This window comes from Microvirga sp. BSC39 (assembly GCF_000739015.1).
Taxonomy (GTDB): Bacteria; Pseudomonadota; Alphaproteobacteria; order Rhizobiales; family Beijerinckiaceae; genus Microvirga.
Map to the genome: position 1 here is coordinate 1 of NZ_JPUG01000049.1, position 14,087 is coordinate 14,087.

14 protein-coding genes, 1 tRNA gene and 1 rRNA gene are annotated in these 14,087 nt (G+C 63.1%); 3 read left to right on the top strand and 13 right to left on the bottom strand.

Annotated features, from left to right (window positions below):
* The 4 genes from MA07_RS06180 to MA07_RS06195 all read right to left on the bottom strand — a co-directional run.
* A 16S ribosomal RNA gene (locus tag MA07_RS06180) occupies nucleotides 1–153 on the bottom strand; the annotation flags it as partial.
* 785 nt (nucleotides 154–938) lie between these two features.
* Nucleotides 939–1,013: transfer RNA gene (locus tag MA07_RS06185), tRNA-Gly, on the bottom strand.
* Nucleotides 1,014–1,068: 55 nt separating this feature from the next.
* Nucleotides 1,069–2,160, bottom strand: coding sequence for a 2'-deoxycytidine 5'-triphosphate deaminase (locus MA07_RS06190; RefSeq protein ID WP_036348171.1), 1,092 nt, complete (start codon nucleotides 2,158–2,160; stop codon nucleotides 1,069–1,071).
* A 74-nt stretch (nucleotides 2,161–2,234) separates the two neighbouring features.
* Nucleotides 2,235–2,861, bottom strand: a complete 627-nt coding sequence (locus tag MA07_RS06195; RefSeq protein WP_036348070.1) for a CDP-alcohol phosphatidyltransferase family protein — start codon at nucleotides 2,859–2,861, stop codon at nucleotides 2,235–2,237.
* 88 nt (nucleotides 2,862–2,949) lie between these two features.
* On the opposite strand from MA07_RS06195, the gene apaG reads away from it, so the two are divergent.
* Both apaG and argE read left to right on the top strand, forming a co-directional pair.
* A complete protein-coding gene (gene apaG / locus MA07_RS06200) occupies nucleotides 2,950–3,342 on the top strand; it encodes a Co2+/Mg2+ efflux protein ApaG (RefSeq protein ID WP_036348072.1) in 393 nt (130 codons plus the stop codon).
* A gap of 8 nt (nucleotides 3,343–3,350) precedes the next feature.
* Nucleotides 3,351–4,523: an acetylornithine deacetylase gene (argE, locus tag MA07_RS06205; RefSeq protein ID WP_036348074.1), complete on the top strand. Its 1,173-nt coding sequence runs from the start codon at nucleotides 3,351–3,353 to the stop codon at nucleotides 4,521–4,523.
* Nucleotides 4,524–4,653: 130 nt separating this feature from the next.
* Here argE and MA07_RS06210 read toward each other — a convergent pair whose 3' ends face one another.
* Genes MA07_RS06210 through MA07_RS06220 form a run of 3 tightly spaced genes read right to left on the bottom strand, consistent with a single transcriptional unit; the run spans nucleotide 4,654 to nucleotide 7,771 of the window.
* Nucleotides 4,654–5,643, bottom strand: a complete 990-nt coding sequence (locus MA07_RS06210) for an Hsp33 family molecular chaperone (RefSeq protein ID WP_036348075.1) — start codon at nucleotides 5,641–5,643, stop codon at nucleotides 4,654–4,656.
* Nucleotides 5,640–6,566, bottom strand: coding sequence for an ornithine carbamoyltransferase (gene argF, locus MA07_RS06215; RefSeq protein WP_036348076.1), 927 nt, complete (start codon nucleotides 6,564–6,566; stop codon nucleotides 5,640–5,642). Before argF ends, MA07_RS06210 begins: the two co-directional genes overlap by 4 nt.
* Nucleotides 6,563–7,771 (bottom strand): aspartate aminotransferase family protein, encoded by a 1,209-nt coding sequence (locus tag MA07_RS06220; protein ID WP_036348078.1) that lies wholly within the window; start codon nucleotides 7,769–7,771, stop codon nucleotides 6,563–6,565. The genes argF and MA07_RS06220 overlap by 4 nt, the downstream gene beginning before the upstream one ends.
* Before the next feature lie 374 nt (nucleotides 7,772–8,145).
* Between MA07_RS06220 and MA07_RS06225 the strand changes: the two genes are divergently transcribed.
* Nucleotides 8,146–8,685 (top strand): GcrA family cell cycle regulator, encoded by a 540-nt coding sequence (locus MA07_RS06225; RefSeq protein WP_036348081.1) that lies wholly within the window; start codon nucleotides 8,146–8,148, stop codon nucleotides 8,683–8,685.
* A 79-nt stretch (nucleotides 8,686–8,764) separates the two neighbouring features.
* Here MA07_RS06225 and phoB read toward each other — a convergent pair whose 3' ends face one another.
* The 6 genes from phoB to pstS are packed head-to-tail and all read right to left on the bottom strand — an operon-like array spanning nucleotide 8,765 to nucleotide 14,007.
* Complete coding sequence (phoB, locus tag MA07_RS06230) at nucleotides 8,765–9,481, bottom strand: phosphate regulon transcriptional regulator PhoB (RefSeq protein ID WP_036348084.1); 717 nt, start codon at nucleotides 9,479–9,481, stop codon at nucleotides 8,765–8,767.
* Nucleotides 9,482–9,483: 2 nt separating this feature from the next.
* Nucleotides 9,484–10,197: a phosphate signaling complex protein PhoU gene (gene phoU / locus MA07_RS06235; protein WP_036348087.1), complete on the bottom strand. Its 714-nt coding sequence runs from the start codon at nucleotides 10,195–10,197 to the stop codon at nucleotides 9,484–9,486.
* Nucleotides 10,198–10,222: 25 nt separating this feature from the next.
* The gene (gene pstB, locus MA07_RS06240) at nucleotides 10,223–11,041 is read right to left on the bottom strand and encodes a phosphate ABC transporter ATP-binding protein PstB (RefSeq protein ID WP_036348090.1); all 819 of its coding nucleotides are present in this window, start codon (nucleotides 11,039–11,041) and stop codon (nucleotides 10,223–10,225) included.
* Entirely contained in the window at nucleotides 11,038–11,943 is a 906-nt protein-coding gene (pstA, locus tag MA07_RS06245) for a phosphate ABC transporter permease PstA (RefSeq protein WP_036348093.1), read from the bottom strand. The genes pstB and pstA overlap by 4 nt, the downstream gene beginning before the upstream one ends.
* A gap of 10 nt (nucleotides 11,944–11,953) precedes the next feature.
* Nucleotides 11,954–12,928 carry a phosphate ABC transporter permease subunit PstC gene (gene pstC, locus MA07_RS06250; protein ID WP_036348096.1) on the bottom strand — a complete coding sequence of 325 codons (975 nt, stop codon included), beginning with the start codon at nucleotides 12,926–12,928 and terminating at the stop codon, nucleotides 11,954–11,956.
* A 35-nt stretch (nucleotides 12,929–12,963) separates the two neighbouring features.
* Nucleotides 12,964–14,007, bottom strand: coding sequence for a phosphate ABC transporter substrate-binding protein PstS (gene pstS, locus MA07_RS06255; RefSeq protein WP_036348100.1), 1,044 nt, complete (start codon nucleotides 14,005–14,007; stop codon nucleotides 12,964–12,966).
* Between the last annotated feature and the right edge of the window lie 80 nt (nucleotides 14,008–14,087).

A 14,087-nucleotide genomic window follows, 5' to 3' on the forward strand; every position in this document is an offset into this window, starting at 1 on the left:
TAGCCCAAGTTTCCATGGGCTATTCCAAACTGAAGGTCACGTTCCCACGCTTTACTCACCCGTCTGCCACTCACCCCGAAGGATGCGTTCGACTTGCATGTGTTAAGCCTGCCGCCAGCGTTCGTTCTGAGCCAGGATCAAACTCTCAAGTTGAAGAATTTGATCTCGACTATAGTCACTACGCAAATTGACAGAGTACCTCCATACTCCAGCGTTTCCACTGAAGCGGTGTACTCACCAAAGCATAGAACTGGTCGATGTATCTTACAGCAGCTCGTAAAAGCTGCCCGCAAGGACACCGCCGCCTACGCTTCTCTTCCCCTCTCAACAATGTCAAAGAGCATTTGTCTCACAAGAGACTGGAAAGAACCTCAAGCACCCCGGCTTCCCTTGCGGGAGATCCAGGACTTGAAGCTTTCCCGGCAACGATCCCGAAGAACCGCGCCGCCGATGAAGATGTTCTATCCGAACCCCTTCTTTAGGTCAACACCTTTTTCGAGATTTTTCTCGAAATCAGCAGCACCTATCACCATCACTCAGTATAAAGACAAGCTTCATCGTTCGCAGAGAGTGCATCCACCTCTGCGTTTACTTGCTCCGGACCAATGACATCAATCCGAAACCTTCTCTTTTCCGTCAGAGGAGCCATGAAGAATCGCCATCTATTGGCGCTCATGGCTCTTGTCGCAGATCAGGATCTTCTGAGATCGCCGATCAAGACCCTAACGAGCATCGAGATCCGAAGAACTCGGCAGCGTCGGTGTCCGTTGAGATTGAAGCTCGCCTGAACTGAATTCCGGCGGGGCTGCGGATATGTCGATTCCCGCCTTGTTTGTCAACACCCGACCATCGCGCTGTGCAGGGTTTTTCCTCCCGCTCGACAGCCAAGGTAAACAGAAGCGCTCTTCCATGAGCTTCTGTCTTGATTGTAAGGAGATTGGAGCGGGCGATGGGAATCGAACCCACGACATTCAGCTTGGGAAGCTGACGTTCTACCTCTGAACTACGCCCGCGCGCCCTTATTCATACCCGGCCTTTCGGCGATCCGGCAAGGGGCAGCTTACACGGTTACCGGAAGTGCTTCGACAGCTTAAGTCCTTGGGCTTGGTAGTTCGAGCCTGCGCCTGCGCCGTAGAGCACCTTCGGCCGCTCGGCCATCCGCTCGTAGACGAGGCGGCCGACGATCTGGCCATCCTCCAGGATGAAGGGCACGTCACGGGAGCGCACCTCGAGTACGGCCCGGGCCCCCTCCCCTCCAGCCTCCGCATGGCCGAAGCCCGGATCGAAGAAGCCGGCATAATGGACGCGGAACTCGCCCACGAGGGGATCGAAGGGCACCATCTCGGCGGCATAGTCCGGCGGCACGTGCACCGCCTCCTTGGAGGCGAGAATATAGAACTGGCCCGGGTCCAGGATCAGGGTGCGGGAGGCATCCGCATAGAGAGGCTCCCAGAAATCGGCCACGCGGCAGGAGCCGGGCTTGTCCACATCGACGAGGCCCGTATGGCGCTTGGCGCGGTAGCCGATCAGGTTGTCGGTCCCGAAGCCGGCGAGATCCACGCTCACCGCTACCCCATCCTGAATGGACGGCTCGGCGGAGGTCACCACCCGCTCCAGCCTGTGGAGGGCCAGAAGCTCCGCATCGCTCAGGCGCACCTCACCCTTGCGCAGGCGCAGCTGGGACAGGCGCGTCCCCGTCCGGACCAGCACTGGAAAGGTGCGCGGCGAGATCTCGGCATAGAGGCGGCCACGATAGCCAGCTCCGATCGTATCGAACTCCTGGCTCTGATCGGTGATGACGCGGGTGAACACGTCGATCCGGCCCGTGGAGCTCTTGGGGTTCGCCGCCGCCGAGAGATCCTGCGGCAAAGCCAGCTCCTCCTGCAGCTCCGCGATATAGACGCTGCCGGTCTCCAGGATGGCGCCCCGGCTCAGGTCGATTTCATGGAAGCTCAGTTGGTCGAGGCGATCCTGGACTGTGTGATTGCGCCCCGGCAGGAAGCTGGCGCGGACACGATAGGCCCGGCGTCCCAGCCTGAGATCCAGGCTTGCCGGCTGGATCTGATCGGGCGCGAAGGGCGTCTCCGGTTTGATGGCTCCTGCTTCCGCAAGGCGCATGATGGCATCAGCCGATTGGATCCCGTCCTTCAACGCAACCATGTCCGTCATCCGAAAGCCCTGCCGTCTCTAAATGTTGAGCCTGACAGTATCCTCTAAGGCTTGTTACGGAATTCTCAATCGCTTTCCTCCGGCCCATCGCGGAAGGCGTGCCAGGCCAGGGTGACACGGGCGAGCGCACTCATCACGGTCAACCCGGCGAAGGCATAGGCCAGGATGGGGAAATGCCCCGGGAGCAGGATCATGGCGGCGAAGAACAGGATCGTCTCCGTGCCTTCCATGAAACCGGCGGTGAAATAAATCGACTTGATGCCCCGGATATCGCTGCTCATCCCCCGCTTGGCGGCAACGGCCGCGAAGGCGAGGAAGCTCGCTCCATTGACATAGAAAGAGAACAGGAGGACCGCCGCCGGCAGAGCGAAAGCGCCGGGGTCACGCAGGGCAAAGGCCAGAGGAATGGCCCCGTAGATGGCGAAATCGAGGACGATGTCGAGAAAGCCGCCCCGATCCGTGCGGCGGGTCGAGCGGGCGATGGCGCCGTCGAGACCGTCGAGGAGCCTGTTGAGCCCGAACAGGACAAGGGCGGCCACGTCGAACTGCAGGGCGATCATGAGAGCTGCGACCAGTCCCACCCCCAGCCCTGCCAGCGTCATGGCATCTGCGGAAACGCCGGCTTGTGCAAGTCCCTGCCCCAGCCGATCCAGCGGCGGATCGATCCTGCGCCGCATCCACCCGTCGAGCATGGCCGTTCTCCCCTGCCTCGATTGACGAGGTCCGAGGACGGCCTTACCACGGGCGGGTCGAACTTCTCTACTGGGTGAAGGCAGGCTCATGTACAAGGCTGTGACCCGCGGCATCTCTGTGACGGTAACGCCCCGCTACATGCCCGAAGAGTCCTCCCCCGACGACGGCCGCTACTTCTTTGCCTATACGGTGGAGATCATCAACACGGGCCTGGAACGGGTTCAGCTGCGCGCCCGCCACTGGCGGATCACCGATGAGCACGGTCATGTGCAGGAAGTGCGCGGCGCAGGCGTGGTCGGCGAGGAGCCGGTGCTCGGGCCCGGCGAAAGCTTCAGCTACACGAGCGGCTGCCCCCTGACCACGCCGAGCGGCACCATGCAGGGCACCTACCTGATGGAAACCGCGAGCGGCGAAACTTTCGATGCCGAAATCCCCGCCTTCTCACTCGATATCCCACGCGCCAGGCGCGTGCTGCACTGAGGTTCCCGATGTCATCTAAAGGCCAGCGGCTCACACCGCTCGAAATGTTGGCGAAGCTCGTGTCGTTCGACACGGTGAGCTCGAAGTCCAACCTGCCGCTCATCGACTTCGTTGAAAGCTACCTGCAGGGCTGGAACGTGCCTTATGTGCGGGTGCCGAACGAGGCTGGTGACAAGGCGGCCATCTATGCGACGGTCGGGCCGCAGGATCGCGGCGGGATCGTGCTCTCCGGCCACACGGACGTGGTACCCGTGACAGGGCAGGCCTGGATGTCGGATCCCTTCACGCTTCGGGTGGAGAACGGCCGCGCCTATGGGCGCGGCGCCGTGGATATGAAGGCTTTCGACGCACTCGCGCTCGCGCTGGTTCCGGAGTTCCAGGCCGCAAACCTCATGACGCCGATTCACATCCTCCTTTCCTACGATGAGGAGACAACCTGTCTCGGCGTCGTGGACGTGATCCGACGCCTCGGACACGATTTGCCGCTGCCGAAGGCTGCGATTGTCGGAGAGCCCACAATGATGGAGGTGGTGGATGCGCATAAGAGCGTCGTCACCTTCAGCACGACGGTGCATGGCTTCGAGGCGCACTCGTCGAAACCCTACCTCGGCGCGAGCGCCGTGATGACGGCGGCCGAACTGATTGCGGAACTGAACCGCATCGGCGACGAGATGATGGAGCGCGGCGACACGAGCGGACGTTTCGACCCGCCTTATACAACCGTGCATGTGGGCACGATCTTGGGCGGCACGGCGCGCAACATTCTGTCGAAGTCCTGCAGCTTCCACTGGGAATTCCGTGGGTTGCCGAGCCTGGATCCGCAGGAGATCCCCGACCGTCTGGAGACGTTTGTGCAGGAGGTCGCTCTCAAACGCCTCAACCGCTTCGGCGCGTTCGGAAGGATCGAGACGAAACTCGAGGTGGCTGTGCCGGGTCTGGCGCCGGAACCGGGATCCTTCGCGGAAACCTTTGGCTTGAGGCTTGCCGGCAAGAACCAGACGCAGACCGTCCCCTTCGGCACGGAAGCCGGTCATTATCAGGCAGCGGGCATCCCCACGGTAGTCTGCGGCCCAGGCTCGATCGATCAGGCGCATCAGCCGGATGAATACATCACCCTGGACCAGTTGGAGGCGGGCGCAGCCTTCATGCGCCGGCTCGCCGCGACATGTGCGAGTTCTTGATAATCAACACGTCGTCATGCCCGCACTTGTTGCGGGCATCCACGTCTTAGCCCGCTCAAAAACGTCACGGCCGGGACAAGCCCGGCCATGACGACATCTTGAGCAACCGAATTTATGTGAGACGCGGTGTCTACGCTTCCGACTTCGCGATCTCGGCTTCAACTTCCACCGGATCGAGATCGTAGAAGCGTGAGCAGAACTCGCAGGTTATGCCGATGCGGCCGTTATCGCCGACCATGTCGCGGCGGTCTTCCGGTGGGAAGCGGCGCATCATGCCCATGATGCGCTGATGCGAGCAGGTGCATTCCTCGTGCACCTGCTGGCCCTCGAACACGCGCACGCCGCGCTCGTGGAACAGGCGATAGAGAAGCGTCTCGCTGGAGACGGCCGGATCGATCAGCTCGTGATCCTCGACCGTGCCGATCAGCGACTTGGCCTCCATCCAGGCATCGTCTTCGGAAGGCACGCCGAGATCGTTCGACGGGTGTCCCTCCGGAACGTCGCCGGGATCGAGATCGGCCTGCCGGAGACGCTCGGAGGAGGATGGGAGGAACTGGATCATCAGCCCACCCGCGCGATAGGTGTGGCGCCCATTCTCGAACTGCTCGGCCACGGCGAGGCGCACCTGGGTCGGGATCTGTTCCGACTGGCGGAAATACTGGTGCGCCGCCTCCTCGAAGCCCTGCCCTTCGAGAGCCACGAGGCCTTGGTAGCGGCTACGATCGGAGCCTTGATCGATGGTCATGGCAAGGTAGCCGGAGCCCAGGAGTTCGCCTGTTGTTATGGATGCTGAATCGAGAGCTTCGAGCCGGTCTTTGTCGAACCGGGCTGTGGCGCGCAAGCGGTCCGGCGCATTGAAGTCCACCACCACCATGTCGATGATGCCGTCGGTTTTGGTCTGCAGCTGGAAACGTCCCTCGAGCTTCAGGGACGCGCCGAGCATGACGGTGAGCGCCGCCGCCTCGCCGATGACGCGGGCCACCCGGTCGGGATAGCCGTGACGGGCCAGGATCGTGTCGATGGAAGGACCAAGGCGCACCACGCGCCCGCGCACATCGAGGGGCTCGACCGCGAAGGGGAGAACGACGTCGTCATGTCCTTCGAACGAAGCTGAACTCATGCGCTTGCTGCTCCGAGGCACCAGGCCAGGATGCCTTTCTGTGCGTGAAGCCGGTTCTCGGCCTCGTCGAAAACTACGGATTGCGGACCGTCCATCACCTCGTCCGTCACCTCCTCGCCGCGGTGGGCGGGAAGGCAATGCATGAAGATGGCCTCCTTGTCGGCCACGCCCATGAGCCTGCCGTTGACCTGATAGGGCTTGAGCAGGTTCTGGCGGCGGAACTCGTCGTCGTCACCCATGGACACCCAGCAATCGGTGATGACCGCGTGGGCGCCCTCGGCGGCCTCGTAGGCATCGGTGGTCACGCTGATCTTGGCCCCTTCCTGTTTCGCCCAGGACAAAAGCTCCGGGCGGGGGGCAAGTTCCGGCGGGGACGCGATCTTCAGGGTGAAATCGAGACGCGCCGCGGCATGGACCCAGGAGGCGAGCACGTTGTTGGCGTCACCCGTCCAAGCCACCGTCTTGCCCTCGATGGAGCCGCGATGCTCCTCGAAGGTCATGATGTCCGCCATGATCTGGCACGGATGCGTCATCTTGGTGAGGCCGTTGATGACCGGGATCGAGGCGTATTGGGCGAGCTCCGCCACCATGGCATGATCGAGGGTGCGGATCATGATGGCGTCCACGTAGCGGGACAGGACCCGGGCCGTGTCGGCGATGCTCTCGCCACGGCCAAGCTGCATCTCCTTGCCGGTGAGCATCAGGGTCTCGCCGCCAAGCTCGCGCATGCCGACGTCGAAAGACACGCGGGTGCGGGTGGAGGGCTTGTCGAAGACCATCGCCAGGACCTTGCCCTCGAGCGGCCGCTCCTTGGCCTTCTCGCCACGGCGGCGCTTGGCCTTGAGGTCGGAACCAATCTTCAACAGTCCCCTGATCTCTGATCCGGAAAAATCGCTCAGATCGAGGAAGTGGCGGGTCTTCATTGGGCGGCTCCCCGCTGGACTGTGTTTTGCTGCGCAGCTTCAATGGCCGTGCAGGCGGCCTCAATGCGGTTGACGGCCTCGCCGATTTCCGCGTCGCTGATGATCAGCGGGGGCAGGATGCGGGCCACGTTGTCGCCGGCGCCGATCAGAAGCAGCTTCTGGGCACGGGCAGCGGCAACGAGTTCGGTGTTGGGCACCACGCTGCGCAAGCCCATCATCAGGCCGTGGCCGCGCACGTCCGCGATGACGCCGGGATGGCGGTCCTTCACCTCGGCGAGGCGCTGCTTGAGCAGCAGACCCTTGCGCTCGACCTCCTTCAGGAAGCCGGGTGCCAGGATTACGTCGAGCACCGCGTTACCCACCGCCATGGCCAGCGGATTGCCCCCGAAGGTGGTGCCGTGGGTGCCGACCGTCATGCCCTTGGCAGCCTCTGCCGTGGCAAGGCACGCACCCATCGGGAAGCCGCCACCGATGCCTTTGGCGACCGACATGATGTTGGGGGTGACGCCCGTCCATTCATAGGCGAAGAGTTTGCCGGTCCGCCCGACTCCGGTCTGGATTTCATCGAAGATCAGCAGCAGACCCTGGCTGTCGCAGAGCTGGCGCAACTCGCGCAGAAAGGCATTGGAGACGGTCCGGATGCCGCCCTCGCCCTGGATCGGCTCGATCATCAGGGCTGCGGTCTCGGGACCGATAACGGCCTTGAGGGCATCGAGATCCTCGACCGGCACCTGATCGAACCCGTCGACCTTGGGGCCGAAGCCTTCCAGATACTTCGCCTGGCCGCCGGCCGCGATTGTTGCCAGTGTCCGGCCGTGGAACGCACCTTCGAACGTGACAATGCGGAAGCGCTCCGGATGACCGTTCACGGCATGGTACTTGCGGGCCATCTTGATGGCAGCCTCGTTGGCCTCGGCGCCGGAATTGGAGAAGAAGACCACGTCTGCGAAGGTATTATCGACCAAGCGCTTGGCCAGCCGCTCCCCTTCGGGGATCTGGAAGAGATTGGAGGTATGCCAGACCTTGGAGGCCTGCTCCGTCAGAGCCTGCACGAGGTGCGGATGGGCATGACCCAAGGCATTGACCGCGATGCCGGCCCCGAAATCCAAATATCGCTCGCCATCTCGGCCGAAGAGCCAGGGACCCTCCCCTTTCTCGAAGGAAAGCTCGGCGCGTGCATAGGTCGGCAGCAATGGCGATGTCACAGGTTGTCTCCGCCTCCAAGGACCCAAGGTCGCACCTGGGGCCGAAAAAGAAAGCGCCGCCCCAGCAGGGGCGGCACGGCTTGGAATTCTACCGAGGCGCGAGACCCTGTCAATTCAAGAGAAATGAACTGACTCATCACAAGGAACTTTTCCCAAAGGTGAGTTCCTTGGGGAAAACGGCAGGGCTTGTTCGGGGACTCTTGCGCCGGAGTCCACCCATCCTGTAACTTCGGGTCAGTCGAGTACGGCATTCGTGCGGCGGCATTCACCCTCAGGAGCGATCCTCGCAACGCGGTCGGACATAAAAACCCTGTCCGCGAGGCATCCGGGATTCTGAGTGTTTGAAGGCCGCCCCCGATGGAGGCAGATTGAAAATGATAGATGCGGGCGCAACTTGGACGGACGAGCGGGTCGAGCTTCTCAAGAAGCTCTGGACCGATGGTTTGAGCGCGAGCCAAATCGCCGCCGAGCTTGGCAACGTGACCCGCAACGCGGTTATCGGCAAGGTTCACCGCCTCGGCCTGTCCGGCCGGGCCAAGGATGCCAAGCCGGCTGGATCCGCCGCTGCGGCCCGCCCCCGCAAGGCGACCCGCGCGCCGAGCGCACCGGCTCCCCTGCCGCCTCAGCCGCATAACAACAATGTGGTCATTGCCCCGATCGCCCTCCAGCCCGTCACCCAGGAACCGAGCGTCTATGTCGAGGACGACCTTGCCGTTCCGGTCTCCGAGCGCGTGACCATCATGGACCTGCGCGAGTCCATGTGCCGCTGGCCCATGGGCGACCCGACCAAGCCCGAGTTCCGCTTCTGCGGCGCCCGCTCCATCACGGGCCTGCCCTATTGCACCCATCACGCCCGCATCGCCTATCAGCCGGTGGCCGACCGAAAGCGCGACCGCAAGCTCGCCCGCGCATAAACCTCATCGTTTTCATAAAATAATAAGGGCCGCGCTGAAGCGATCAGCGCGGCCCTTATTATTTACCCGGTGCTTTGCCTCAGGCCTCCAGAGCCTGCTCCTCGCGGGCGAAGGTCTCGTCGAAGGAATAGCCGGCGCCCCGCACGGTGCGGATGGGATCGGGCTTGCGCGGCAGGTTGATCGCCTTGCGCAGGCGGCCCACATGGACGTCCACCGTGCGCTCGTCGATGTAGACGTCGTGGCCCCAGACCGCATTGAGCAGGTGCTCGCGGGAGAAGACGCGGCCGGGGCTCTGCATCAGGAACTCCAGCAGGCGGAACTCCGTGGGACCCAGGTGGAGCTCCTGGTTGGCGCGGCGCACCCGGTGGGTTTCGCGGTCGAGCTCGATATCACCGGCCCTCAGAAGCGTTGCGATATGGGCAGGCTTCGTCCGGCGCAGGAGCGCGCGAACCCGCGCCAGCAGCTCCGGCACGGAGAAGGGCTTGACGATATAATCGTCGGCACCGGTCGACAGGCCGCGGATGCGGTCGCCCTCCTCGCCACGGGCCGTGAGCATGATCACCGGCAGGCGTTCGGTTTCCGAGCGCGCGCGGATGCGGCGGCACAGCTCGATGCCGGAGAGGCCGGGCAGCATCCAGTCGAGCAGCACGATGTCAGGCACCTGCTCGCGCAGGCGGATCTCCGCCTCGTCGCCGCGCGACACGCTGTCCACCTCGTAGCCTTCGGCCTCCAGGTTGTAGCGCAGGAGGAGCATGAGGGGCTCCTCATCCTCCACGATCAGAACGCGAGGCCCCATGGTCAGGCTCCCGCCTCGACCGTCGTGTCGATGGAGCGGTCGTTCTTCGGGCGGTCGATGGCCAGCGTCTCGGCCGTGACGAGGTAGTGAACCGTCTCGGCGATGTTGGTGGTGTGATCGCCGATGCGCTCGATGTTCTTGGCGCAGAAGAGAAGATGCGTGCAGAACGAGATATTGCGCGGGTCTTCCATCATGTAGGTCAGGAGTTCCCGGAACAGGGACGTGTAGAGCGCGTCGATGGCGCCGTCGCGCTTCCACACATCGAGTGCCTTCGCCGTGTCCTTCTGCGCATAGGCATCGAGCACGTCCTTGAGCTGGCCCATCACCAGATCGTTCATATGCCGGAGCCCGACCACGATCTTGTGCGGCTGGAAGTCGTCACCAATCGCCAGCGCCCGCTTGGCGATGTTCTTGGCGAGATCGCCGATGCGCTCCACGTCGCCGGCAATGCGGATGGCCGAGATGGTCTCGCGCAGGTCGACCGCGAGAGGCTGGCGGCGCGCAATGGTAAGAATGGCGTTCTCCTCGACCTCGCGATGGAGAACGTCGAGGCGCGGGTCGGAGGCAATCACCGTCTGAGCCAGAGGCTTGTCGTGGCGCGCCAGCGCGGCGACGGAATCGACCAGCATCTTCTCGGCGATGCCGCCCATCTCGGCGATGCGCTGCCGGAGCCCCTGGAGATCGGTGTCGTAGGAGCGGACGATATGCTCTGACATGGAAGTCCTCCGTGAACCGCTTCGGTCAGCCGAAGCGGCCCGTGATGTAGTCCTGAGTCTGCTTCTTGGTGGGGTTCATGAACATCTTGGTCGTCGGGCCGAACTCCACGACTTCTCCCAGATACATGAACGCCGTGAACTGCGAGATGCGCGCCGCCTGCTGCATGTTGTGCGTGACGATCACGATGGTGAACTCGGAGCGGAGCTGCTCGATGAGTTCCTCGATCTTGCCCGTGGAAATCGGATCGAGCGCCGAGGTCGGCTCGTCGAGGAGGATCACTTCGGGCTTCTGCGCGATGGTGCGGGCGATGCACAGGCGCTGCTGCTGGCCACCGGACAGGCTCATGCCGGACTGACGCAGCTTGTCCTTCGCTTCGTCCCACAGGGCCGCCTTGCGCAGGGCCTCCTCGACGCGGCCGTCGAGTTCGGATTTCGGCAGCCTCTCATAGAGTTTGATGCCGAAGGCGATGTTGTCGTAGATCGACATCGGGAACGGCGTCGGCTTCTGGAACACCATGCCGACGCGGGCGCGAAGCTCGTTCACGTCGATGGAAGACGAGAGAACGTTCTGGCCGTCGAGCAGGATCTCGCCGTCGGCGCGCTGCTCGGGATACAGACTGTAGATGCGGTTGAAGGTGCGCAGCAGCGTCGACTTCCCGCAGCCGGACGGCCCGATCAGCGCCGTCACCTGACGGTCGTAGAAATCGAGATTGATGTCCTTGAGACTGCGGAAGTCGCCGTAATAGAAGTTCAGATCTCTGACGGCGATGCGCACCGGCGCTTCGGCATTCCCGGCGGCGGCTCTTCCGACGGCGCTGCTCGTGTTGAGGGCAATCGTGCTCATCGGACTTTATCCTTCCTCAGGAGCAGGCGCGCCACGATCGACAGCGCCAGGATCGACATGGTGATGATGAGGGCGCCGGCCCATGCCAGTTCGCGCCAGTTCTCGTACGGCGAAAGGGCGAACTGGAAGATCATGACCGGCAGGTTCGCGACGCCGCCCATCAGGGTCGGGCTGAACCAGAAATTGTTGTTGAGGGCGGTGAACAGCAGCGGCGCTGTCTCGCCGGCAATGCGGGCGGTGGCCAGCAGCACGCCCGTGACCATGCCGGCGCGCGCCGCCTTCCAGCTGATCTTGATGATCACGGTCGACATGGGCGCGCCGAGCGCTGCACCCGCCTCACGCAGCGAACCCGGAACGAGGCGCAGCATGTCCTCGGTGGTGCGCACGATCACCGGCACTGCGATGATTGCAAGCGCCACGCCGCCGGCCCAGCCGGAATAGCCGCCCATGGGCTGCACCATGAGCATGTAGACGAAGAGACCGATCAGAATGCTGGGCGCCGCGAGCAGGATGTCGTTTACGAAGCGGATGACTTCCGCAAGCTTCGAACTCTTGCCGTACTCGGCCAGGTATGTGCCGGCCAGCACGCCGACGGGCGTTGCCACGACGATGCCGAGGAAGGTCAGGATGAGGCTGCCCACGATGGCATTGGCGATGCCGCCGCCCTGGGTTCCCGGTCCCGGCGTGGTCTCGGTGAAGACCGCCGGCGACAGGCCGCCGATTCCCTCGACAAGGAGCATGAGAAGGATCCAGCCGAGGACAAACGCGCCCAGGACCGTGAAGAGGGTGCAGATGATCTTGAGAGCGCGGTCGGCCACATGGCGGCTGCGGCGCACGCGTCCCCAGGGGGCAGGAGCGGTTGTCGGCTCGGTTGAAGCCTGATGCTGCAGAGCGATATCCATCAAATCCTCCTCAACCCACCTTCACCCGTGACACCAGCAGCCGGGCGAGCACGAGCACGGTGAACGTGACCAGGAACAGGATGCAGCCCAGAGCCATGAGCGCATTGAGCTGCAGGCCGATGGCCTCGTTGAACTCATTGGCGATGCGCGATGCGATGGTGGAGCCCGGATCGAAGAGCGAACCCGACAGGCGGTTCGCGTTCCCGACCACGAAGGTCACGGCCATGGTCTCGCCGAGAGCGCGGCCGAGCCCGAGCATGATCGCCCCGATGATGCTGACGCCCGCCTGCGGCAGGAGCACGTTGCGCACGACCTCCCAGGTGGTGCAGCCGATGCCGTAGGCGCTCTCGCGCAGCACAGAAGGGATCTGATCGAGAATGTCGCGCGCGATCGACGCGATAAACGGAATGATCATGATCGCCAGGATGATGCCGGCCGTCAGGATGCCGACGCCGGACGGCGTGCGGGCATACAGAATGGTGCCGATAATCGGCATTCCCTCGACGATGTTGGAGACGGGAACCTGAACGTAGTTGGCGAACAGAGGCGCGAAGACGAAAAGGCCCCACATGCCGTAGATGATGCTGGGAACGGCTGCGAGCAGTTCGATGGTCGTCGCAACAGGCCGCTTGAGCCAGGGCGGGCAGAGCTGCGTCAGGAAGATGGCGATGCCCAGGGAAAGAGGCACGCCGATCACGAGGGCGATCAAGGCCGTCGTCAGGGTGCCGACGATGGCAACCCAGGCGCCGTACTGGTCTTCGTTGACGTTCCAGACGCTCGACGTGATGAACCCGAAGCCGAATTCACGGAAGGCGGGCATCCCGCCGTAGATCATCGATCCGATGATGCCCAGCAACACGATGAGCACCAGAAGGGCCGATGCGAGGCTGGCTAGCCGGAAGAGCCGGTCGAAGCTTGGAGGAGTGGACCGACGAGCGGGAGCATCCGCGCTCGAAACGAGACGTTCTTGCGAGAGAGCTACCATTCGCCGATCCGCTGTGTTGTTTGATCGAGGTCAGATTACTGCGTGAAGACCGGCTGGCCCGAAGCGTTCTTGATCTCGCTCTTCCACGTCGCGCGCACCTGATCCTTCAGCTGAGCGGGAAGCGGCACATAGTCGAGCTCGACAGCCATCTTGTCGCCGTTCTTGAACGACCAGTCGAAGAACTTCAGGGCCTCGGCCACCTGCTCCGGCTTCTCCGGATTCTTGGGAACGAGGATGAAGGTCGGAGCCGTGATCGGCCAAGCCTCGTCGCCGGCCTGGTTCGTCAGCGAGATGCCGTAGCCGGGAGCCGACGTCCAGTCGGCATTGGCGGCGGCAGCCTGGAACGTCTTGGCTTCCGGCGACACGAACTTGCCGTTCTTGTTCTGGAGCTGAGCGAACGGGATGCTGTTCTGCTTGGCGTAGGCGTATTCCACGTAGCCGATCGAATTCGGCACCTGCTTCACGAGAGCGGCGACGCCCTCATTGCCCTTGCCGCCCTGGCCGACGGGCCATTGCACCGATGCGCCCACACCCGGTCCGCTCTTCCAGGTCTCGGAAACCTGAGACAGGTAGGTGGTGAACACGCTGGTGGTGCCCGATCCATCGGAGCGGTAGACCGGAGTGATCGAAGCGTCGGGGAGCTTTACGCCCTGGTTCGCCTGGGCGATCTTGGCGTCATTCCACTTGGAGATCTTGCCGTTGAAGATGTCGGCGAGAACCTCGCCCGTCAGCTTCAGCTGGCCGGCGGAAACGCCCTGGATGTTGTAGACGGGCACAACGCCGCCCATGACGGCCGGAAACTGGACGAAGCCGTCCTTCTGAAGCTCTTCGCCCTTCAGGGGAGCATCGGTCGCGCCGAAATCGACGGTCTTGGCCCGGATCTGGCGGATGCCGCCGCTGGAGCCGATGGACTGATAGTTCAGTCGGTTACCCGTCTCCTTGTTATAGGCCTCAGCCCATTTGGCGTAGATCGGGAACGGGAACGTCGCGCCTGCGCCGGTGATGTCAGCGGCAGAGGCCGTGGTCGTAAAGCTCGCGACGGCAAGGCCAGCCGCAATGGCGAAGGACATGATCTTCAAGGGTCAATCTCCTGTTCATGCAGTGTGACAGGTGGCTTCGAAAGCCAAGGCCCGTGTCACGCGATGGGACAGCTAGGCCC